Raw genomic sequence first — 20,567 nt, 5'->3', positions numbered from 1 at the left:
GAGGAGGGTGGACATGGCGGTACGTGCGGCAGTGGCCGGAGCGAGCGGGTATGCGGGCGGCGAGTTGCTGCGCCTGCTCCTCGCGCACCCCGAGATCGAGATCGGCGCCCTCACCGGCAACTCCAACGCGGGACAGAAGCTGGGAGCCCTCCAGCCGCACCTGCTGCCCCTCGCCGACCGCGTGCTCCAGGAGACCGCCCCGGAGGTGCTCGCCGGACACGATGCCGTCTTCCTCGCCCTCCCGCACGGACAGTCCGCCGCCGTCGCCGAACAACTCGGCCCGGACGTCCTCGTGGTCGACATGGGCGCCGACTTCCGGCTCGCGGACCCGGCCGACTGGGAGCGGTTCTACGGCTCCCCGCACGCCGGGACCTGGCCCTACGGTCTCCCCGAACTGCCGGGCGGCCGCGTCGCGCTGGAGGGGTCCAAGCGCATCGCGGTGCCCGGTTGCTACCCCACGGCCGTCTCCCTCGCCCTGTTCCCGGCGTACGCCGCCGGCCTGGCCGAGGCCCAGGCCGTGATCGTCGCCGCCTCCGGCACCTCCGGCGCGGGCAAGGCGGCCAAGCCGCACCTGCTCGGCAGCGAGGTCATGGGGTCGATGTCGCCGTACGGCGTCGGCGGCGGGCACCGGCACACGCCCGAGATGATCCAGAACCTCAGCGCGGCGGCGGGGGAGCGGGTCTCCGTCTCCTTCACGCCGACCCTCGCGCCGATGTCCCGCGGCATCCTCGCCACGTGCAGCGCCGCCGCCAAGGAGGGCGTCACCGCCGAGTCCGTGCGCGCGGCCTACGAGAAGGCCTTCGCCGACGAGCCCTTCGTGCACCTGCTGCCCGAGGGCCGGTGGCCCGCCACGGCGTCCGTCCAGGGTTCCAACGCCGTTCAGGTGCAGGTCGCCCTCGACGAGTCGGCGGGCCGCATCATCGCGATCAGCGCCATCGACAACCTGACCAAGGGCACCGCGGGCGGTGCCGTCCAGAGCATGAACATCGCCCTCGGGTTCCCCGAGGCGCTGGGACTTTCCACGATCGGAGTCGCACCGTGAGCGTCACGGCAGCCAAGGGATTCACGGCGGCGGGCATCGCCGCCGGGATCAAGGAGAACGGCAACCCGGACCTGGCCCTCGTGGTCAACACCGGGCCCCGCCGCGCCGCCGCGGGCGTCTTCACCTCCAACCGCGTCAAGGCCGCGCCGGTGCTGTGGTCCGAGCAGGTCCTCAAAAGCGGTGCCCTGTCCGCCGTGGTCCTCAACTCCGGCGGCGCCAACGCCTGTACGGGACCGAAGGGCTTCCAGGACACGCACGCCACCGCCGAGAAGGCCGCCGAGGTCCTCGGCCTGGGCGCCGGCGAGGTCGCCGTCGCCTCCACCGGACTGATCGGCGTCCTCCTCCCGATGGACAAGCTGCTCCCCGGGGTCGAGAAGGCCGCCGAGGCGCTCAGCGAGCACGGCGGCGAGAAGGCCGCCATCGCCATCAAGACCACCGACACCGTCCACAAGACGTCCGTCGTGGCGAAGGACGGCTGGACCGTGGGCGGCATGGCCAAGGGCGCGGGCATGCTCGCCCCCGGCCTGGCCACCATGCTCGTCGTCCTCACCACCGACGCCGACGTGGACAGCGGGACCCTGGACCGGGCGCTGCGCGCCGCCACCCGGGTCACCTTCGACCGCGTCGACTCCGACGGCTGCATGTCGACCAACGACACCGTGCTGCTGCTCGCCTCCGGCTCCGCCGGAGTCACCCCGGAGTACGCCGAGTTCGCCGAGGCCGTCCGCACCGTCTGCGACGACCTGGGCCAGCAGCTCATCCGCGACGCCGAGGGCGCCAGCAAGGACATCAAGGTCGAGGTCGTGGGCGCCGCGAGCGAGGACGACGCCGTCGAGGTGGGCCGCTCCATCGCCCGCAACAACCTCCTCAAGTGCGCCATCCACGGCGAGGACCCCAACTGGGGCCGCGTGCTCTCCGCGATCGGCACCACCGCGGCCGCCTTCGAGCCCGACCGGCTGAACGTCGCCATCAACGGCGTCTGGGTGTGCAAGAACGGCGGCGTCGGCGAGGACCGCGACAAGGTCGACATGCGCTACCGCGAGGTCCACATCACAGCGGACCTCGCGGCCGGCACCGAGACCGCCACCATCTGGACCAACGACCTCACCGCCGACTACGTCCACGAGAACAGCGCGTACTCCTCATGAGCACCACCCGCAAGCACACCGCCCTGCCCAAGGCCCAGATCCTCATCGAAGCGCTGCCCTGGCTGACCCGCCACAACGGCAAGACGGTCGTCATCAAGTTCGGCGGCAACGCCATGATCGACGAGGACCTCAAGGCCGCCTTCGCCCAGGACGTGGTCTTCCTGCACCACGCCGGCCTCAGGCCCGTCGTCGTGCACGGCGGCGGCCCGCAGATCAGCGCCGCCCTCGACAGGCACGGCATCGTCAGCGAGTTCAAGGCCGGCCTGCGCGTCACCACCGAGGAAGCCATGGACGTCGTACGGATGGTCCTGGCCGGCCAGGTCCAGCGCGAACTGGTCGGACTGCTCAACCAGCACGGCCCGCTCGCCGTCGGGCTCACCGGCGAGGACGCGCACACCATCACGGCCGTCAAGCACCAGCCCGAGATCGACGGTGAGCTGGTCGACATCGGGCGGGTCGGCGAGATCACCGCGATCGACACGGGCGCGATCGAGGCACTGCTCGCCGACGGCCGCATCCCGGTCGTCTCCTCGATCGCCCGCTCCCAGGACGACGGACATGTCTACAACGTCAATGCTGATACGGCGGCTGCGGCACTCGCTGCTGCTCTGGGCGCCGAAACCCTCATGGTCCTCACGGACGTCGAGGGCCTCTACGAGGACTGGCCGAACTCCGACGAGGTGATCAGCCGCCTCACCGCCTCCCAACTGGAGAAACTACTGCCGGAGTTGTCCTCCGGCATGGTGCCGAAGATGGAGGGCTGCCTGCACGCCGTCCGCGGCGGCGTCACCACCGCCCGCGTCATCGACGGACGCGTCCAGCACTCGATCCTGCTGGAGATCTTCACCGACGAAGGCATCGGCACGATGGTCGTGGCCGACGAGAAAGCCGTGTCCGGCGAGAAAGAGGGGGAGTCGTCATGAGCGACGCCGTCGTGAGCAACGCCGTCACGGGTGACGCCGTCAGCGGCAACGAGGAACTGACCGCGCGCTGGCAGGGCGCGCTCATGAACAACTACGGCACCCCGCTGCTCCCCCTGGTCCGCGGAGAGGGCACCCGGCTCTGGGACGCCGACGGCAACAGCTACCTCGACTTCGTCGGCGGCATCGCGACCAACGCCCTCGGCCACGCCCACCCGGCCGTCGTCGAGGCCGTGACCCGGCAGATCGGCTCCCTCGGCCACATCTCCAACTTCTTCCTGGCCGAACCGACCGTGGCCCTCGCCGAACGGCTCCTGCAGCACTTCGGCCGGGAGGGCAGGGTCTTCTTCTGCAACTCCGGTGCCGAGGCCAACGAGGCCGCCTTCAAGATCGGCCGGCTGACCGGGCGCACCCACGTCGTGGCCACCGAGGGCGCCTTCCACGGCCGTACGATGGGCGCCCTCGCGCTCACCGGGCAGCCCGGCAAGCGCGACCCCTTCCTGCCGCTGCCCGGCGACGTCACCCACGTCCCCTTCGGCGACGCGAAGGCGCTGGCCGCCGCCGTCACCGAGGAGACCGCGCTCGTCGTCCTCGAGCCGATCCAGGGCGAACTGGGCGTCGTCGTCCCGCCCGCCGGCTACCTCAAGGCCGCCCGCGCCATCACCGCCGCCACCGGGGCCCTCCTCGTCCTCGACGAGGTGCAGACCGGCATCGGCCGGACCGGGCACTGGTTCGAGTACCAGGCCCACGAAGGCGTCCTGCCCGACGTGGTCACCCTCGCCAAGCAGCTCGGCGGCGGACTGCCGCTCGGCGCCACGGTCGCCTTCGGCCGGGCCGCCGAACTGCTCCGGCCCGGCCAGCACGGCACGACGTTCGGCGGCAACCCCGTCGCCTGCGCCGCCGGACTCGCCGTCCTCGACACCATCGAGAACGAGGGGTTGCTGGAGAACGTCAAGCGGCAGAGCGAACGGCTCCGCAGCGGAATCGAGGGTCTCGGCCACCCGTTGATCGATTATGTCCGGGGCGCGGGGCTCCTCCTGGGTATCGTGCTCACCGAGCCGCTCGCGCCCCAGGTGCGCCAGGCGGCTCAGGAGGCCGGTTTCCTGGTCAACGCGCCCGCCCCCGACGTCGTACGGCTCATGCCACCGCTGAACCTCGGCGACGACGAGGCGGACGCGCTGCTCGCAGCACTGCCCGGCATCCTCCAGGCAGTGCACGGGGACGGACGATCCGGGGAATGAGACGACGATGAGCCAGGCGCAGGACCACGAGCAGCCGGCGGCCAACGGGCCCGCCGTGCCGCAGACCCGCACCGCCCGCCACCGCCGGATCGTGGACATCCTCAACCGGCAGCCGGTGCGCTCGCAGAGCCAGCTGGCGAAACTGCTCGCCGACGACGGGCTGAGCGTCACCCAGGCGACGCTCTCCCGCGATCTGGACGAGCTGAACGCGGTGAAGATCCGCAACAACGACGGCGACCTGATCTACGCGGTGCCCAGCGAGGGCGGATTCCGGACGCCGCGGGTCCCGCTGGGAGGGTCGGCGAAGGAGGAGCGGATGCGGCGGCTGTCGCAGGAGCTGCTCATCTCCGCGGAGGCCTCCGCGAACCTCGTGGTCCTGCGTACGCCGCCGGGCGCGGCCCAGTTCCTCGCCTCGGCGATCGACCAGGCGGAACTGCACGACATCCTCGGCACGATCGCCGGCGACGACACGCTGCTGCTCATCAGCCGGGAGCCGACGGGCGGTCAGGCCCTGGCGGACCACTTGCTGAGGCTGGCCCAGAACACGTGAGGCCCCGCCGGTCCGGCCGGTCCCTCGTCTGCGGGTGAGGGGGCCGGTCGCGCCCGCGCGGCGGAGCCGCACCCCGGCACGGCCCCGCGCCTCCGGGGTGCTGCGGTCACCCGTGTCGGCACCGGCCGCCGTCCGCGGGCATGCGTGCCGCCCGGGGCGGCACGGGTGGGCGCCGGGTCGCACGACCCGCGCCCCCGGCACCGGCCCGACGGCCGGGTCGAACGGCGTTCAGCCCAGCCGGCGCGCCAGTCCGCCGGTGCACCGCACCTCGTCCCCGGCCGTGATCAGCAGTGCCTCCGCGTCCGGGAGCGACTCCAGCCACCGCAGCCCCTCCCGCGACCCCATCGCGAAGGCGGCCGTGGCCCAGCAGTCCGCCCAGGTCAGCCGGGGCGCGACGACGGTCACGGCGACCAGGTCGGTCACCGCCGACCGCCCCGTGCGCGGGTCGATGATGTGCGCCCCCCGCTCCACCGTCCCCGACGTGGCCACCGCCAGCTCGTCCGCCCCCGCCGCCGAGACCACCGCCGCCAGCCCGCCGGGCCGCAGCGGATCCGACACCCCGACCCGCCAGGGCCGGTCGGGACCGGGCACGCCCAGCAACTGCACGTCGCCGCCGCCGTTGACGCTCACCCCCCTCACCCCCGCCGCGGCGATCACCCGCGCCGCGCGCTCGGCCGCCCACCCCTTGACGATCCCGGTGGGGTCGAGCCGGCCGTCCTGGTAGCGCATGCTGAACCAGCCCCCGCTGGTCCGCTCCGCCTCCGCGCCCAGCTCCAGCACTTCGGCCACCTCGGGGCCGCACTCCTCGACGGTCAGCTCGCCGCGTGCCAGCCGGGAGACCTGACTGTCCTCCCGGTAGGTGCTGAAGGCCTCGTTCACCCGGTGCAGACCGGCGACCGCCTCGTCGAGGGCCGCCCGCACCGCCCCGGGTTCCCCGCCGCGGACGTCGAAGGAGAAGACGGTCCCCATGACCTCCTCCGCGTGCCGCACCACGGCGGGTGTCTGTGACGGCTCGGCCACCGGGTCAGCCACCGGCCTGGTCCAGCGCCGACTGGAGGGACTTCTTGTAGCCCGCGCTGGTGTAGGTGGCGCCGGAGACGGCGTCGATGTCGGCGGTGCCGGCGGCCACGGCGGCCTGGTTGAGCTTGGGGACGGCGTCGGCGGTGACCCGGTCGCTCTGCCCGCCCTCGGGTGCCTGGACCGCCTCCGCCTTGGTGATCCTGCCGCCGCTGACCGTGATCCGGACCTGCACGGTGCCGTACTGCGTCTGCGCGGCCTCCCCGGTGAAGGTGCCGCCCGCCTGGGCGTTCCCCGAGCCCTCCGGTGCCTTCGGGGCCTCCGGCGCCTTCGATCCCTGCTGGGCCCCCGAACCCTGCGTCCCCGCGCTCGCGTTGGCCTTGTCGATCGCCGACTGGAGGGACTTCCTGTAGCCGGCGCTGGTGTAGGTGGCGCCGGAGACGGCGTCGATGTCGGGGCTCTGCTGGGTGACGACGGCCTGGTTGAGCTTGGGGACGGCGTCGGCGGTGACCTGGTCGCTCTGCCCGCCCTTGGGCGCCTGGACCGCCTCCGCCCTGGTGATCCGGTTCTTGCTGACGGTGATCCGCACCTGCACGGCCCCGTACTGCGTCTGTGCGGCGTCCCCGTTGAAGGTGCCGGACACCTGGGCGGTGCCCGTCGCCCCCTGGGAGGCCCCCGCGCTCGCCTTCATCCTGTCGATCGCCGACTGGAGGGACTTCTTGTAGCCGGCGCTGGTGTAGGTGGCGCCGGAGACGGCGTCGATGTCGGCGCTCTGCGCGGTGACCGCGGCCTGGTTGAGCTTGGGGACGGCGTCGGCGGTGACCTGGTCGCTCTGCCCGCCCTTGGGCGCCTGCACCGCCTCCGCCTTGGTGATCCTGCCGTCGGCGACGGTCAGGCGTACCTGCACGGCGCCGTACTGCGTCTGTGCCGCGTCACCGGTGATCGCCCCGGACGCGGCCGCTGCGGCCCCGCCCTGGGCGGCCTCCTGGGCCGCCGCGCCGGCGGCCTGGGCGGAGCCGGGGTCCGACGCCGGCTTCAGTGACAGCAGCAGCACGATCCCGGACACGGTGGCCGCGCCCGCGAGGACGACGCGCCGCAGAGGGTGGTTCTTCTTCATCGTTCCTGATTCCCGTCGCTTCCCGTTGCTTGCCGCGGATCCGTGGATGTCCGTCGCTGGGTGTCCGTCGCTCACATCTCGAACGACTCGTGGTGGATGCGGCGGGCGGGCACTCCGGCGCCGCGCAGTGCCTCGTACACGTTCTGGGCGAAGCCGGGCGGCCCGCACATGAAGACGTCGTGCTCCCCGATGTCCGGCAGCTTGCGTTGCAGGGACTCCGCCGAGATGTCGGGGCGCTCCCCGTCGGGGCTGTTGACGGCGTACATCAGCCGTGCCTCCCGCTCGTCGGCGATCTTCGCCAGCTCGTCCCACAGCGCCAGGTCCTGTGTGCTGTTGGCCCGGTAGAGGAGCGTGATGTCGCCGGCCGCGCCGGGCAGCGTCTCGAACAGCGCCCGCATCGGCGTGATGCCGACGCCGCCGGCCACCAGCAGCACCTTGCCCTGGCTGCGCCGGGACGCCGTCAGCGCGCCGTAGGGGCCCTCGGCCCACACCTTCACGCCGGGCTTCAGGCCGCGCAGCGCGGAACTGTGGTCGCCGATCGCCTTGACGGTGATGCGCAGCAGTTCGGGGCGGGGCGCCGCCGACAGCGAGTACGGGTGGGAGCTGAACCGCATGCCCGGCGCCATGAACCGCCACCGGAAGAACTGTCCGGCCTCCGCGCCGATCCGGTGCAGCTTGCGCCCGCCGATCAGCACCGACACGATGCCGGGCGTCTCCTCGATGACCGCTTCGACGTACATGCGGTGGCGCAGGTTCAGCCGGATCGGGGTGAGGACGCGGTACCAGACGACCAGCGCGGTGACCGACCCGTACAGCGCGTACCAGACGGTCTTCGCGGCGGGTTCGACGGCGAAGTCGTTGCCGGTGGTGAGCTGGTGCCAGAACGTCAGGAACACCGCGGCGTAGGTCAGGAGGTGGACGTGGTACCAGGTGTCGTACGGCATCCTGCGGCGCACCGGGCCGATCGACGCCAGGCCGATGACCACCAGCAGGGAGGTGCCGATGGCCGCCTTGCCCATGTCGGGCAGCTGGTTCACGGAGTCGATCGTCTGCTGCACGATGTCGCCGAGCGACCTGCCGGACTGGAGCGCGTACCCCCACATGATGAGGAACACGTGCACGAAGGTGAGGCTGAGCGTGTAGCGGCCGGTCATCGCGTGCCAGCGGGCGACCCGGTCCGAGCCGACCCGGCGCTCCAGCGCGGGCACCCGGGCCATCTGGAGGACGACGAGAGCCATCAGGTATCCGGCGAGCAGACCCGTGATCCGGCCGGCGTTGAGGATCTTGCCGTTGGTGTCCGCGATGGACGCGGTGTTGTCCCACCACAGCCACAGCACACCCGCGGCACCCGCCCAGACGGCGAGCAGCAGCGGGACGGCCGGGGAGCGGCGCGGACGGATGCGGCGCATCGTCTGGCGGCGGGCGGCACGGCCGCCGGCGATCGTCGTGGTCACTGTTCCTCCGTGGTGCGGACCCTTGGCCCACAGATACGGGTCACGGCCGCCCGGTGTTCAGCGCCGCACCGAGTCGGCCACCGTTCGACGGCGCCCGCGGGACGGGTGACCGTACCGGCGCTCGGCACCGGGCTCGGCACCGGGTCCAGCACCGGGCTCGGCACCGGGTTCAGTAGCGGGTGATCGCCGTCCCTCCGCCTTCCGTCCCGATCGCGATGTGCGGCCGCTCCCGCGGGCGGGCCCACGCCAGGATCCGCCGCATCGCGTCCACCGGAACCGACACACAACCCGCCGTCGCCCCCCGCCCGTCGACGTGGAGGAAGATCCCCGCCCCGCGACCGCGCACCGGCTCGCGGTAGTTGAACCCGATCACCAGGGCGTGCGCGTACTGCGTCCGGAAGCCGATCAGGTGCTCGGACTCGGCGGCACGGCAGTCGGCCGCCCGCGGTTCGCTCCACCGGTTGTAGGAGCGGGACGCGTCGTCCTGGCACCACCAGGAGTCCTCGTGCACGCGCCGGTGGGCGTACGTCGTCCCGCGGGGCGGCGCCTGGACGCCGAACGCGAACGGCAGGCCGTACAGCCCGGTCGGTGTCGTCCCGGTGCCCTGCCGGCGGACGGCACCCTCGACCAGCCCGTTCGCGCCGAACCGGGCCGGTGCGGAACCGGCCCGCACCCACCGGCCGCCTCGCAGGTCCCACCAGGCGAGGGTGCCCGCCGTGGCGCCGGTCCCCGGGGCGACGGCGGTGATCAGCTGGGTGCCGCCGCCCGTGTCCGCCATCCGCGCGGGGAGCGGGGGTGAGCCGCCGGTGCCCGGGGCCGTCCCGAGCAGCGGCAGGGACGCACAGGCGAGGGCGGTGGCGAGGGCACGACGGCGCATGGTCAGAAGCTAAGCGGCGGCGGCCCCCCCCGGCAGGCCGGGTGGGCCGACCGTGCGCGGCACCGCCGCCCGGCCGCCCCGTCGGCGGATCACCGGTCCCGGTACCGCGCGCGTCCGCGTCAGAGCGGACGCAGGGGCAGCGGGAGTCCCGGGAGTCCGTCCATGCTCGTCGCCACGTGTTCCTTCTTCGCGAAGTACGCGCTGAGCGACTCGTCGTCCTCGCGCGCGAACCGCTTCCCGTGCAGATCCCGGTCCTCGTCGTACGTCATGAAGGGCACCGCGTACCCGCAGGTGTCCCGGACCAGTTCGGCGTGCACGACGATGATCGCCCGCAGCCCGTGCCGGGTCGGGTCGATGTCGGGGAAGTGGCCGAGGAGGTCCGTGAAGCGGGGGTCGCCGCGGAAGACCGGTTCGCCGCGGCCGTGCACCCGCACGATGTTCGGCGGCCCCTGGAACGCGCACCACATCAGGGTGATCCGGCCGTTCTCCCGCAGATGCGCGACCGTCTCGGCGTTGGAGCCGGCGAAGTCCAGATAGGCCACGGTGTGTTCGTCGAGGACGGCGAACGACCCCCTGAGGCCCTTGGGGGAGAGGTTCACCGTGCCGTCGCCGGACAGCGGCGCGGTCGCGGTGAAGAAGAGGGGCTGCTCCTCGATGAATGTGCGGAGTCGGCCGTCGATGCGTTCATAGGTCTTTCCCATGTCCAGCGATTATTCGGGAAAGCCGTTCGCATGTCTGAATGATTTCGCGATCAGCGCCGCGGCGGCCGCCCCGGCCGGCGTTCCTCGGGGCGGCCACCGCGCCTGTCACGTCACTTGTTCAACGTGCAGGGCGCGAGGGCGTCGAGGCCCTGGGGCTTGGCGGCGGTGCGGCCGATGGCGGTCGCGATGCGGTTGACGGTGGCGACGCGCTTGTCCTTGAGGGGGCCGAGGATGGCGTTCTGGACGAAGTTGGGGCCGCCCTGGCCGACGGTGTCGACGAGGCGCTTGTTGGCTTCGGCGATCTGGGTGTCGAGGAGGGCGAGGTTGCGGTCCACCTCGGCCTTGGCGGTGGCGGGGATCGCGGGGAGTCGGGAGGCCACGTCCGGGCAGCTGATCGTTCCGGGGGCGCCGGCGTTGCCCGCGTTTCCGTTGTTGCCTGCGTTGCCGTTGTTCCCCGCGTTCCCGTTGTTCCCGGCGTTGCCGTTGTTCCCGGCTTGCTGACCGGGTGCCGCAGCCACGCCGTCGAGGGCGCAGGGCGCGAGGGCGTCGAGGCCCTGGGGCTTGGCGGCGGTGCGGCCGATGGCGGTCGCGATGCGGTTGACGGTGGCGACGCGCTTGTCCTTGAGGGGGCCGAGGATGGCGTTCTGGACGAAGTTGGGGCCGCCCTGGCCGACGGTGTCGACGAGGCGCTTGTTGGCTTCGGCGATCTGGGTGTCGAGGAGGGCGAGGTTGCGGTCCACCTCGGCCTTGGCGGTGGCGGGGATCGCGGGGAGTCGGGAGGCCACGTCCGGGCAGCTGATCGTTCCGGGGGAGGCGAGCGTCCGGGCGTTCGCGCCGTTGCTCTTGGACGTCTCCCCGGCGAGGGCGGAGTTCACGACCACCGCGCCGGTCAGCGCCAGAGCGGCGGCGCCGCCGATGACCGCCACACGGCGCTTGTTGTACTTCGGAAGAGCCCTGGACATGCGGATGCCTCACTTGGGTCAGGAGCGGGTGGGTCGAACGCGGCGCCTGCGTCCAGCGGTGAGTACGGGTAAGCGGTTGCCGTTGTTCAAAGGCGTTTCGAAAACATCCGCGAGGCCGACCGGTGTCCGGACCCGCCGTCGGCTCGATTGACGAATCATGCAGAACACTGCATACTCATGCATGAGTCGACCTGTGAAGAGCATCGGCGGCCGGCGAAGACCTGAGTTCGCCCACACCCTCTCTAGGAGCAACGCAAGTGAGCAGCAACAGCGGTGACGTACGGCTCTGGGGCGGCCGGTTCGCCGACGGACCCGCCGAGGCCCTGGCGAAACTGTCCGCGTCCGTCCACTTCGACTGGCGGCTCGCGCCCTACGACATCGCCGGTTCGCGTGCCCACGCGCGTGTGCTCCACAAGGCGGGCCTGCTCACCGGCGACGAGCTGACGGCCATGCTCGCGGGCCTGGACCGGCTGGCGGCGGACGTGGCCTCGGGGGCCCTGGTCGGCACCGTCGCCGACGAGGACATCCACACCGCCCTGGAGCGGGGCCTGCTGGAGATCCTCGGCCCCGACCTCGGCGGCAAGCTCCGCGCGGGACGCTCGCGCAACGACCAGGTCGCCACCCTCTTCCGGATGTATCTGCGTGACCACGCCCGGATCATCGGCGGTCTCATCGCCGATCTCCAGGACGCCCTGATCGGCCTGGCGGAGGCCCACCCGGACGTGGCGATGCCCGGCCGCACCCACCTCCAGCACGCCCAGCCGGTCCTCTTCGCCCACCACGTCCTCGCGCACGTGCAGCCCCTGTCCCGGGACGCGGAGCGGCTGCGCCAGTGGGACGAGCGCACGGCCGTCTCGCCGTACGGCTCGGGAGCGCTCGCCGGTTCCTCGCTCGGCCTCGACCCGGAGGCGGTCGCCGCGGATCTCGGCTTCGAGCACGGCAGCGTCGGCAACTCGATCGACGGCACGGCCTCCCGCGACTTCGTCGCCGAGTTCGCCTTCATCACCGCGATGATCGGCGTGAACCTGTCCCGGATCGCCGAGGAGATCATCATCTGGAACACGAAGGAGTTCTCCTTCGTGACCCTGCACGACGCGTTCTCCACGGGCTCGTCGATCATGCCGCAGAAGAAGAACCCGGACATCGCGGAGCTGGCGCGCGGCAAGAGCGGCCGTCTGATCGGCAACCTGACCGGTCTCCTGGCCACCCTCAAGGCCCTGCCCCTCGCGTACAACCGCGACCTCCAGGAGGACAAGGAGCCCGTCTTCGACTCCTGCGAGCAGCTGGAGGTCCTGCTCCCCGCCTTCACCGGCATGGTCGCCACCCTGACCGTCCACCGCGAGCGCATGGAGGAACTGGCCCCGGCCGGCTTCTCCCTCGCCACCGACGTCGCCGAGTGGTTGGTCAAGCAGGGCGTGCCGTTCCGGGTGGCGCACGAGGTCGCCGGCGAGTGCGTGAAGGCCGCCGAGGCCGAGGGCAAGGAACTGGACGAGCTGACCGACGAGCAGTTCGCGAAGATCTCCGCCCACCTCACCCCCGAGGTGCGTTCCGTCCTCAACGTCCCCGGCGCCCTCGCCTCCCGCAACGGCCGCGGCGGTACGGCGCCCAGCGCGGTCGCCGTCCAGCTCGCCGAGGTGAAGGCGGACGTGGCCGTCCAGCACCAGTGGGCGGACGCCAAGAAGTAGCGGCTCCGCCGTCATCGGGGCGTCGCGGGTTACGTTGGTCGCCAGCCGTACCGGAGCCGACCGAACGGAGCCCGCGATGCCCTTCGCCCGCCTCGCCGCAGCGACGACCCCCACCTGCCACATCGGCCTGGGTCTCGCCGCGGTCGGCCGCCCCGGCTACATCAACCTCGGCCGGGACCGCGACCTCGGGGACGACCGCGGCGTCGAGACGCTGCGCGCCCGCACCCACGAACTCCTCGACGCCGCCTACGCCCAGGGCGTCCGCTACGTCGACGCGGCCCGCTCCTACGGGCGTTCCGAGGAGTTCCTCGCCGACTGGCTGGCGGCCCGCCCCGACGCGACCGACGTCGTCGTCGGCAGCAAGTGGGGCTACACCTACACCGCCCAGTGGGCCACCGACGCCGAGCTGCACGAGGTCAAGGACCACACCCTCGCGACGTACGAGCGGCAGCGCGCCGAGACGGCCCGCCTGCTCGGTGACCGTCTCGACCTCTACCAGATCCACTCGGTCACCCCGGACAGCCCGGCCCTCACCGACAAGGAACTCCACGCCAGGCTGGCCGAGGCCGCGGCCGGGGGCCTCACCGTCGGCTTCTCCACCAGCGGTCCCGCCCAGGCCGACGCCGTCCGCGCCGCCCTCGCCGTCGAGGTCGACGGCGTCCCCCTCTTCCGTACCGTCCAGTCCACGTACAACGTCCTGGAGACCTCGGCCGGTCCGGCCCTCGCCGAGGCCCACGACGCCGGACTCACGGTGATCGTCAAGGAGGGCATGGCCAACGGCCGTCTCGCCGGGCCGCACGCACCGGACGCCCTCAGGGCGGTGGCCGAGGAGGCAGGCCTCGGCTGTGACGCGGTCGCCCTCGCGGTGATCCTGCGGCAGCCGTGGGCCGGGGTCGTCCTGTCCGGCGCCGCGACCGCCACGCAGCTCTCCTCCAACCTGCACGCGGCCGTCGTCGACATCGACGAGGACCGCCTGGACCGGCTCGCCGCCCTGGCGGAGGAGCCGGCCGCCTACTGGGAGCGGCGCGGCCGACTGCCCTGGCACTGAGAGATCACCCCGGGAGCCGCCATGCGAGATGCACATGCCGCCAATGAGACATTGATGTCTCATATGGGTTATGGTCGTCTCATGGCTGTCGATCGTGACCATGTGCTGCGCAGTGCCGCGGCCCTGCTGACCCGCAGATCCACCGCGACCATGGACGAGGTCGCCAAGGCCGCCGGGATCAGCAGGGCCACCCTGCACCGGCAGTTCGCCGGACGCGACGCGCTCGTACGGGCGCTGGAGGCGCTCGGCATCCAGGAGTGCGAGGCCGCCCTGGACCGGGCCCGCCCCGACGACGGCCCGGCGAGCGGGGCCGTCCGCCGAGTGGTCCGCGAGATCGAACCCGCGGCCGCCCTGCTGGCCTTCCTCTACAGCGAGAACCAGCTGTTCGAGGGAGAGGAGCAGAACGCGGGCTGGGCCAGTATCGACGACCGCGTCGCCGCCCTGTTCCGGCGCGGCCAGGCCGACGGCGAGTTCCGCATCGACCTGACACCGGCCTGGCTCACCGAGGCCCTGTACGGCCTGCTGGCCTCCGGCGCCTGGGCGGTCGCGGAAGGCCGCGTCGCCCGCAACGACTTCACCCACATGATCGTCGAACTGCTGCTCGGCGGCGCGCTGAGGAGGGAGGAAGCATGACCGGCACGCTGCAGCCGGTGACCCCGGACGAGGCGGTGAAGCGCCCCGGCCGCTGGCTCGCGCTCTCCGTCCTCGTGTTCGCCGTGCTGCTGGTGGCCGTCGACGCGACCGTCCTCGGCCTGGCGACCCCGTACATCAGCGAGGACCTCGAGCCCTCGGGAACCCAGCTCCTGTGGATCGGCGACGTGTACTCCTTCGTCATCGCCGGTCTGCTGGTCTCGATGGGCAGCCTGGGCGACCGGATCGGCCGCAAGCGCGTCCTGCTCGTCGGCGCCACCGCCTTCGGAGCGATATCCGTGCTGAACGCGTACGCGACGACACCCGAGATGATGATCGCCGCCCGAGCTCTCCTCGGCGTCGCCGGCGCCACCCTGATGCCCGCCACCCTCGCCCTGATCCGCAACCTCTTCCACGACCCGCGCGAGCGGAGCCTGGCCGTGGGCATCTGGGGCGCCACGGCCTCCGCCGGCACGGCGGTCGGCCCGATCGTCGGCGGCTTCCTCCTCGAACACTTCTGGTGGGGCTCGGTCTTCCTCATCAACCTGCCCGTGATGGCGGTCCTCGTCGTGGTCGGCATCCGGACCCTGCCCGAGTCCCGCAACCCGGACCCGGGCCCGTGGGACCTGGCCGGCGTGGCGCTCTCCCTCGTCGGCGTGATCGCGGTCGTCTACGCCGTCAAGGAGGCCGCCGCCCACGGCCTCACCCGGGTCACGGCCGGCGCCGCCCTGCTGGGCGCGGCGGCGCTGTACGGCTTCGTCCGCCGCCAACTGACGCTGCCGGTACCGCTGCTGGACATGCGCCTGTTCCGCAACCGCGGTTTCAGCGGCGCGGTCCTGGCCGACCTGCTGACCGTCCTCGGCCTGTCCGGCCTGGTCTTCTTCCTCTCCCAGTACCTGCAACTGGTGCAGGGCAGGAGCCCGTTGGAGGCAGGACTCGCCGAACTGCCCGCCGCGGTCGGCGCGGTGGTCGCCGGTCTGCTCGCCGGCCACGCGGCCCGGCGCTTCTCGGTCAGGGCGGTCGTCTCCGGCGGCCTCGCGGCGATCGGGCTGGCGCTGGCCGCCCTCACGGTGATCGACGAGAGCACCGGCTATCCGCTGCTGGGAGCGTCCCTGCTGGTCGTCGGCGTGGGCGCGGGCCTGTCGTTCACCGTCACGGCCGATGTGATCCTGTCCTCGGTGCCCAAGGAGGAGGCCGGCTCGGCGTCCGCGGTCTCGGAGACGGCGTACGAACTGGGCGCGGCCCTGGGCATCGCCGTCCTGGGCTCGATCGTGACGGGCGTCTACCGCGGCTTCCCGTCCCCGCCGGGCACGCCCGCGGGAGCGCACGAATCGCTGGGCGGGGCGGTGGAGGCGGCCTCGGGCCTGCCCGCGGCCACGGCCCGGGAACTGCTGGCGTCGGCGCGCGGGGCCTTCGTCGACGGCCTCACGATCGCGGCGGGCGTGGGCGCGGCGGTGCTCCTGGCGACGGCGGCGGCAGCGTGGTTCATGCTCCGGGGCCAGCGCCTGGACGGCCGGCCCTGAGAGCCGCGTAGCCGTGCCGAGCCGCTGAATCGTGCCGAGCTCCGGAACCGTGCTGAGCTGCGGAACCGCATCGAGCCGCGGCCCAGCAGCGAGGGCGCGGCCGTCCGTGGGGCGGCCGCGCCCGGTCGCGCGTCCTCAGGCGGCCTTCGCCTTCGTGGCGTACATGTCCACGTACTCCTGCCCGGACAGCCGCATGACCTCCGCCATCACGGAGTCCGTCACCGCGCGCAGTACGTACCGGTCCCGGTCCATCCCCTCGTACCGGGAGAACTCCATCGCCTCGCCGAACCGCACGGTGACCCGCCCGGGCCGGGGCATCCCCGCCCCGCCCGGCTGCAACTTGTCCGTGCCGATCATCGCGAAGGGGACGACGGGCGCACCCGTCATCAGCGTCAGACGGGCGATACCGGTACGCCCCCGGTACAGGCGGCCGTCGGGAGACCGCGTCCCCTCGGGGTAGATCCCGAAGACCTTCCCCTCCTCCAGCACCCGCCGCCCGGTCATCAGCGCGGCCACGCCTCCGCGGCCGCCGTCGCGGTCGACCGGGATCATGCCGACGCCGATGAAGAACCAGGCCATCAGCCGGCCCTTGAGGCTCTCGCCGGTGACGTACTCGTCCTTGCCGATGAAGAAGACCTGCCGGTCGCAGACCAGCGGCAGGATCATCGAGTCGATGAAGGTCAGGTGGTTGCCGGCCAGGATGACCGGACCGTCGCCCGGGATGTGCTCCGCGCCCTCGACCCGGGGGCGGAACATCAGGCGCATGATCGGTCCGAGCACTGCCTTGATGAGCGCGAAGCGGGACAACGGGCCCTCCGATGTCAAGGGATGACGGTATGAGTCTGTGCAGGTGAGGACGATACTCGCGCCGCCGGTGGCGGCGCACATCGGGTTCACCGAGGTCTTACGCACTGTTGACCTACGTTTACCTGCACGGCCGCTCCGCCGCGGGCCCGACACACGGACGGAACGATGTGACGGACATCGCGCCCCGGAGGCCCGTGCGGTCCCCACGGCCTCCGCGCCGGTGGCCGGATGCGGTCTCGGCCGGTACCGATCGCGTACCCCGCCTCGCGCCACCGAATCGGACGCCCCGTCATGCCGTCGTACGGCACCCGCCGTCCACCGTCAGCCGGGTGTTCCGATCGAGGTCTCCCGGCGGTCATGTCCACGCACCTACGATCGGCGCGCACGGGACGAGCCGATGGCAGGAGGACCCCCATGGTGACGCAGGAGTCGCAGGAACCGCAGAACCCGAACGCCCAGCCGAGTGGAACCGGACGGCGGGCGTTCCTCGGAGCGGCCGCCGCGCTCGGCGCCGCCGGAACGACCCTGGGCCTCGCCGGCACCGCGGGAGCGACCGGGGCGCGGCCCGGCGGCAAGGGCATCCGCAGCCTCCCCGTGCCGACGGTCATCGGCCACCGCGGCGCCAGCGGATACCGGCCCGAGCACACCTTCGGCTCCTACCAGCTCGCCCTCGACCTCGGCGCCGACATCGTCGAGGCCGGCGACCTCGTCCCCACCAAGGACGGTCACCTCGTCTGCCGCCACGAGCCGGAGATCGGCGGCACCACAGACGTCGCGAGCCACCCCGAGTTCGCCGGCCGCCGGACCACCAAGCTGCTCGACGGCGTCTCCACCACCGGCTGGTTCACCGAGGACTTCACGCTCGCCGAGCTGAAGACGCTCCGCGCGACCGAGCGCATCCCCGCCAACCGCCCCCACAACACCCTCTACAACGGCCGCTGGGAGATCCCCACCTTCGAGGAGGTCCTGCGCTGGCAGGACGAACAGACCCGCAAGCGCGGCAAGCAGGTCTGGATCTACCCCGAGCTGAAGCACCCCACCTACTTCCGCAAGCTCGGCCTCAACCTGGAGGAGCGCGTCGCCGGACTGCTGCGCAAGCACGGCAAGGACGGCCGGAACGCGCCCGTCATCCTCCAGTCCTTCGAGCCGACCAGCATCCAGCGCCTGGACAGGATGGTCCGCAACCCGCTCGTCGTCCTGCTCTCCGGCGCCACCACCCGCCCCTGGGACTTCGTCGAGACCGGCGACCCGCGCACGGTCGCCGACCTGGTCACCCGCGAGGGCCTGCGCGAGATCGCCGGCTACGCCCAGGGCATCGGCCCCACCCTCGACCTGGTCGTCCCCAGGGACGCGGCCGGCAACCTCACCACGCCGACCACCCTGGTGAAGGACGCCCACGCGGCCGGCCTCGTCCTGCACCCGTACACGATGCGCAACGAGAACCCCTTCCTGCCCGCGAACTTCCGCAAGGGCACCGACGCGGACGCCTACGGCGACGTGTTCGGCGCGTACAAGGCGTACTTCGCCACCGGAATCGACGGTGTCTTCACCGACCAGCCGGACACGGGCCGCCTCGCCCGCGAGGACTTCGTCAACGGCTCCTGACCCCGTCGGGGTGACAACCGGCCGCCCGGGCAACCCGCCCCCCCGGGCGGCCGCGTCGTGCCGCACATGACGTACGACATGCTCGCCACCCTGCGCCCGCTGCTCACGGCGGAGGCCGACGCCGAGGCGCACGCCACCGGAACCGAGCCCGCCGACCTCGAACAGGCCGTCCGGCTGCGCCTCCTGGAGCACCTCGCCACCGACGGCCCGCCCCGCGACCCGCAGGGCTGGCTGCGCCGCGCGGTCCGCGCCGAGTCCCGGCGCACCCGTCGTACCGCACGGCGGGAACGGCCTTACCCGGAGGACCCCGACGGCTTCGCCGACCCGGCCGACGACGGCGAACGCGGCCCCGAGCAGAGCGGCCTCAGAGCAGCCCGCCACCGCGCGCTGCGCGAGGCCGTGCACCGGCTGCCCGACCGGTGCTCCCGGCTCCTGGACGCCCTGCTGTCGCCGCAGGACCTCACGTACCGCGAGATCGCGGGGGAGTTGGGTATCTCACAGGGAAGTCTCGGACCGGAACGTTCCAGATGTCTGGCATGTCTGCGACGTCTGCTCCGACCGGAGGTTGCGGCCCGTGGAGCGCGGGGATAGGAGTGTAGGACCACAGGCGATCAGGTGAGCGGGAGGCGTGCGCACATGGGCATGAGCGTGACCATCTCGGTGGGAACCGAGCAGGATGCCGAGCAGATCTTCAGGCTTCAGTACCTGTGCTTCCAGGGCGAGGCGGCGCTGTACGGCAACTATCGCATCGCCCCCCTCGTGCAGACCCTCGACTCCGTCCGGCAGGAGCTGGCCTCCGACTGCGTCTACGTGGCGCGGCTCGGCGAGGAGGTCGTCGGCTCGGTGCGCGGCACGATCACCGAGGACGGCGCGGCCTCCATCGGCAGACTCTGCGTCCACCCCCGCCTCCAGGGGCACGGCATCGGCGCGAGGCTGCTGCGCGCGGCCGAATCGGCGCTGGCCGAGGAGCGCGGCGCCACCAGGTTCCGCCTCTTCACCGGGCACCGCAGCGAAAGCAACCTGCGCCTGTACCGCCGGGTCGGCTACCGGACGGTGGGCACCTCCCAGGGCTCGGACGGCGTCCCGATGATCGTCCTGGAGAAGTCGGCGGACGAGTTCGCCACCACGGCCTGACCGCCCGGGTTCGCCACCACGGCCCGACCGCCCGGGCTCAGCCCGCCCGTCGCGCCTTCCGCAGCCAGAAGAGAGCGGTCAGGGGCAGCAGCACCGGGATGAACACATAGCCCATCCCGTAGTCCGACCACACGGTCGAGTCCGGGAAGGCGTCCGGGTCCACCAGGGTCCAGGTGCCCACGGCCAGCACGCCCGCCAGCTCGGCGGCGCAGCACACCTGCGCCGCCCTGCGCGCCGTCTCCCCGCCCCGTACCAGCGAGTACGTGATGAAGCCGTACACCAGACCGGCCGCCGCGGACAGCGAGTACGCGAGCGGCGCCCGGTCGAACTCCGTCGCGATCTGGTACGCCGACCGCGACACCGCGCCGACCACCATCACGCCGTAGAACCAGACCAGCAGCAGACCGGGCCCGCCGATCAGCCGCGCCGGCTTCTCCTCCACGGCCGTCACCTCATCCTCCCCAGATGTCATGGAGCCGCACCTCCAGGACGGCGAGCACGACCCCGCCGGCCGCGACCGTCACCGAACCCCACCGGGTCCGCTCCGCCAGTGACATGAACCCCGCCGCCGGAACGCACGCGAACGCGCCCAGCAGATACGCCACGAAGATCGTCGTGCCCTGCGCCGGGTCCTCGCCCCGCGCCAGCAGCACGATCCCGACGATCAGCTGCGCCAACGCCAGCACCGAGACCACGGCCATCCCGATGAAGTGCCAGTCCTTCGTCGGCTGGTCACGGTGGGCCGCCCAGCCGCACCAGGCGGCGAGCAGCAGCGCGGCGACACCGGTCGTCAGCGTCAGGGCAGCGAGCATGCAGTGACCTTATTACGGCCGTATGCGGCCTCCACGGCCGGGCCCGCGCCGCGGACCGGACCCGGTCGGCGGTCGTGGCGTCGACCACAATCCGCCCCGACCGCGGACCCGGGTCCGGCCACCGCGCGGAGGTCCCGTCCTCCTTGTCCGCATTGGTCAGGGGTGGAGGAGTGGAGGACTCCGTTTGTGCAGGCGCGCTGTCCACGGCTGTCCAGCATGTGGACGGCCGGGTCTTGTCAGGACCGTAGGTCTGCTTTACTGATCGCATGACCACGACGAGCAGCCGCACCCTTG

At 72.3% G+C, this 20,567-nt stretch carries 21 protein-coding genes; 12 read left to right on the top strand and 9 right to left on the bottom strand.

Going from position 1 to position 20,567, the window contains the following annotated elements; translation table 11 throughout:
- The first annotated feature begins 13 nt into the window (after positions 1-13).
- From argC to AB0N31_RS09970, 5 genes are read left to right on the top strand one after another with little or no spacing between them, the layout of a single operon-like run.
- Positions 14-1,042, top strand: a complete 1,029-nt coding sequence (gene argC / locus AB0N31_RS09990; protein WP_366057907.1) for an N-acetyl-gamma-glutamyl-phosphate reductase — start codon at positions 14-16, stop codon at positions 1,040-1,042.
- Complete coding sequence (argJ, locus tag AB0N31_RS09985) at positions 1,039-2,190, top strand: bifunctional glutamate N-acetyltransferase/amino-acid acetyltransferase ArgJ (RefSeq protein ID WP_366057906.1); 1,152 nt, start codon at positions 1,039-1,041, stop codon at positions 2,188-2,190. Before argC ends, argJ begins: the two co-directional genes overlap by 4 nt.
- Positions 2,187-3,113 (top strand): acetylglutamate kinase, encoded by a 927-nt coding sequence (argB, locus tag AB0N31_RS09980; protein ID WP_366057905.1) that lies wholly within the window; start codon positions 2,187-2,189, stop codon positions 3,111-3,113. Before argJ ends, argB begins: the two co-directional genes overlap by 4 nt.
- Positions 3,110-4,351, top strand: coding sequence for an acetylornithine transaminase (locus AB0N31_RS09975; RefSeq protein ID WP_366057904.1), 1,242 nt, complete (start codon positions 3,110-3,112; stop codon positions 4,349-4,351). Before argB ends, AB0N31_RS09975 begins: the two co-directional genes overlap by 4 nt.
- A gap of 7 nt (positions 4,352-4,358) precedes the next feature.
- Positions 4,359-4,901 (top strand): arginine repressor, encoded by a 543-nt coding sequence (locus AB0N31_RS09970; RefSeq protein WP_366057903.1) that lies wholly within the window; start codon positions 4,359-4,361, stop codon positions 4,899-4,901.
- A gap of 228 nt (positions 4,902-5,129) precedes the next feature.
- Here AB0N31_RS09970 and AB0N31_RS09965 read toward each other — a convergent pair whose 3' ends face one another.
- The 6 genes from AB0N31_RS09965 to AB0N31_RS09940 all read right to left on the bottom strand — a co-directional run bounded on the left by AB0N31_RS09965 (position 5,130) and on the right by AB0N31_RS09940 (position 11,029).
- Positions 5,130-5,933: an FAD:protein FMN transferase gene (locus tag AB0N31_RS09965; RefSeq protein ID WP_366057902.1), complete on the bottom strand. Its 804-nt coding sequence runs from the start codon at positions 5,931-5,933 to the stop codon at positions 5,130-5,132.
- Entirely contained in the window at positions 5,926-7,035 is a 1,110-nt protein-coding gene (locus AB0N31_RS09960) for an FMN-binding protein (RefSeq protein ID WP_366057901.1), read from the bottom strand. Before AB0N31_RS09960 ends, AB0N31_RS09965 begins: the two co-directional genes overlap by 8 nt.
- Positions 7,036-7,106: 71 nt before the next feature.
- Complete coding sequence (locus AB0N31_RS09955; RefSeq protein ID WP_366057900.1) at positions 7,107-8,489, bottom strand: ferredoxin reductase family protein; 1,383 nt, start codon at positions 8,487-8,489, stop codon at positions 7,107-7,109.
- A 169-nt stretch (positions 8,490-8,658) separates the two neighbouring features.
- A complete protein-coding gene (locus AB0N31_RS09950) occupies positions 8,659-9,366 on the bottom strand; it encodes a L,D-transpeptidase family protein (protein WP_366057899.1) in 708 nt (235 codons plus the stop codon).
- A gap of 119 nt (positions 9,367-9,485) precedes the next feature.
- Positions 9,486-10,067, bottom strand: a complete 582-nt coding sequence (locus AB0N31_RS09945) for a pyridoxamine 5'-phosphate oxidase family protein (protein ID WP_366057898.1) — start codon at positions 10,065-10,067, stop codon at positions 9,486-9,488.
- 110 nt (positions 10,068-10,177) lie between these two features.
- Entirely contained in the window at positions 10,178-11,029 is an 852-nt protein-coding gene (locus AB0N31_RS09940; RefSeq protein WP_366057897.1) for a hypothetical protein, read from the bottom strand.
- A gap of 257 nt (positions 11,030-11,286) precedes the next feature.
- On the opposite strand from AB0N31_RS09940, the gene argH reads away from it, so the two are divergent.
- The 4 genes from argH (at position 11,287) to AB0N31_RS09920 (ending at position 15,915) form a co-directional block, all read left to right on the top strand.
- On the top strand, positions 11,287-12,714 hold the full coding sequence (gene argH / locus AB0N31_RS09935; RefSeq protein ID WP_366057896.1) for an argininosuccinate lyase: 1,428 nt from the start codon (positions 11,287-11,289) through the stop codon (positions 12,712-12,714).
- A 76-nt stretch (positions 12,715-12,790) separates the two neighbouring features.
- Positions 12,791-13,762, top strand: coding sequence for an aldo/keto reductase (locus AB0N31_RS09930; RefSeq protein WP_366057895.1), 972 nt, complete (start codon positions 12,791-12,793; stop codon positions 13,760-13,762).
- An 81-nt stretch (positions 13,763-13,843) separates the two neighbouring features.
- A complete protein-coding gene (locus tag AB0N31_RS09925; RefSeq protein WP_366057894.1) occupies positions 13,844-14,395 on the top strand; it encodes a helix-turn-helix domain-containing protein in 552 nt (183 codons plus the stop codon).
- Entirely contained in the window at positions 14,392-15,915 is a 1,524-nt protein-coding gene (locus AB0N31_RS09920; protein WP_366057893.1) for an MFS transporter, read from the top strand. Before AB0N31_RS09925 ends, AB0N31_RS09920 begins: the two co-directional genes overlap by 4 nt.
- A 135-nt stretch (positions 15,916-16,050) precedes the next feature.
- On the opposite strand, the gene AB0N31_RS09915 is transcribed toward AB0N31_RS09920, so the two are convergent.
- Complete coding sequence (locus tag AB0N31_RS09915) at positions 16,051-16,722, bottom strand: lysophospholipid acyltransferase family protein (protein WP_366057936.1); 672 nt, start codon at positions 16,720-16,722, stop codon at positions 16,051-16,053.
- Between the two features lie 414 nt (positions 16,723-17,136).
- Here AB0N31_RS09915 and AB0N31_RS09910 point away from each other — a divergent pair, with 414 nt between their 5' ends.
- The 3 genes from AB0N31_RS09910 (at position 17,137) to AB0N31_RS09900 (ending at position 19,461) form a co-directional block, all read left to right on the top strand.
- Complete coding sequence (locus AB0N31_RS09910; RefSeq protein WP_366057892.1) at positions 17,137-18,327, top strand: glycerophosphodiester phosphodiesterase; 1,191 nt, start codon at positions 17,137-17,139, stop codon at positions 18,325-18,327.
- A 66-nt stretch (positions 18,328-18,393) separates the two neighbouring features.
- Positions 18,394-18,918, top strand: coding sequence for a sigma-70 family RNA polymerase sigma factor (locus tag AB0N31_RS09905; protein ID WP_366057891.1), 525 nt, complete (start codon positions 18,394-18,396; stop codon positions 18,916-18,918).
- Positions 18,919-18,963: 45 nt separating this feature from the next.
- Positions 18,964-19,461 carry a GNAT family N-acetyltransferase gene (locus AB0N31_RS09900; RefSeq protein ID WP_366057890.1) on the top strand — a complete coding sequence of 166 codons (498 nt, stop codon included), beginning with the start codon at positions 18,964-18,966 and terminating at the stop codon, positions 19,459-19,461.
- 37 nt (positions 19,462-19,498) lie between these two features.
- Here the strand turns inward: AB0N31_RS09900 and AB0N31_RS09895 are convergent, their stop codons facing one another.
- Positions 19,499-19,912, bottom strand: a complete 414-nt coding sequence (locus tag AB0N31_RS09895; protein WP_366057935.1) for a hypothetical protein — start codon at positions 19,910-19,912, stop codon at positions 19,499-19,501.
- Between the two features lies 1 nt (position 19,913).
- Complete coding sequence (locus tag AB0N31_RS09890) at positions 19,914-20,273, bottom strand: hypothetical protein (protein WP_366057889.1); 360 nt, start codon at positions 20,271-20,273, stop codon at positions 19,914-19,916.
- Positions 20,274-20,567 lie beyond the last annotated feature (294 nt).

The sequence above is a fragment of the Streptomyces sp. NPDC051051 genome (genome assembly GCF_040682975.1).
Taxonomy (GTDB): domain Bacteria; phylum Actinomycetota; class Actinomycetes; order Streptomycetales; family Streptomycetaceae; genus Streptomyces.
Note: the sequence above shows the minus strand (reverse complement) of the source record. Positions and strands in the feature narration are given on the sequence as shown.

Bases quoted from the DNA above. Each gene is read 5' to 3' on its own strand.
- argC (WP_366057907.1), top strand. From the start codon at position 14: ATGGCGGTACGTGCGGCAGTGGCCGGAGCGAGCGGGTATGCGGGCGGC.
- argB (WP_366057905.1), top strand. From the start codon at position 2,187: ATGAGCACCACCCGCAAGCACACCGCCCTGCCCAAGGCCCAGATCCTC.
- AB0N31_RS09975 (WP_366057904.1), top strand. From the start codon at position 3,110: ATGAGCGACGCCGTCGTGAGCAACGCCGTCACGGGTGACGCCGTCAGC.
- AB0N31_RS09970 (WP_366057903.1), top strand. From the start codon at position 4,359: ATGAGCCAGGCGCAGGACCACGAGCAGCCGGCGGCCAACGGGCCCGCC.
- AB0N31_RS09960 (WP_366057901.1), bottom strand. From the start codon at position 7,035: ATGAAGAAGAACCACCCTCTGCGGCGCGTCGTCCTCGCGGGCGCGGCC.
- AB0N31_RS09950 (WP_366057899.1), bottom strand. From the start codon at position 9,366: ATGCGCCGTCGTGCCCTCGCCACCGCCCTCGCCTGTGCGTCCCTGCCG.
- AB0N31_RS09945 (WP_366057898.1), bottom strand. From the start codon at position 10,067: ATGGGAAAGACCTATGAACGCATCGACGGCCGACTCCGCACATTCATC.
- AB0N31_RS09940 (WP_366057897.1), bottom strand. From the start codon at position 11,029: ATGTCCAGGGCTCTTCCGAAGTACAACAAGCGCCGTGTGGCGGTCATC.
- AB0N31_RS09930 (WP_366057895.1), top strand. From the start codon at position 12,791: ATGCCCTTCGCCCGCCTCGCCGCAGCGACGACCCCCACCTGCCACATC.
- AB0N31_RS09925 (WP_366057894.1), top strand. From the start codon at position 13,844: ATGGCTGTCGATCGTGACCATGTGCTGCGCAGTGCCGCGGCCCTGCTG.
- AB0N31_RS09920 (WP_366057893.1), top strand. From the start codon at position 14,392: ATGACCGGCACGCTGCAGCCGGTGACCCCGGACGAGGCGGTGAAGCGC.
- AB0N31_RS09910 (WP_366057892.1), top strand. From the start codon at position 17,137: ATGGTGACGCAGGAGTCGCAGGAACCGCAGAACCCGAACGCCCAGCCG.
- AB0N31_RS09905 (WP_366057891.1), top strand. From the start codon at position 18,394: ATGACGTACGACATGCTCGCCACCCTGCGCCCGCTGCTCACGGCGGAG.
- AB0N31_RS09900 (WP_366057890.1), top strand. From the start codon at position 18,964: ATGGGCATGAGCGTGACCATCTCGGTGGGAACCGAGCAGGATGCCGAG.
- AB0N31_RS09890 (WP_366057889.1), bottom strand. From the start codon at position 20,273: ATGCTCGCTGCCCTGACGCTGACGACCGGTGTCGCCGCGCTGCTGCTC.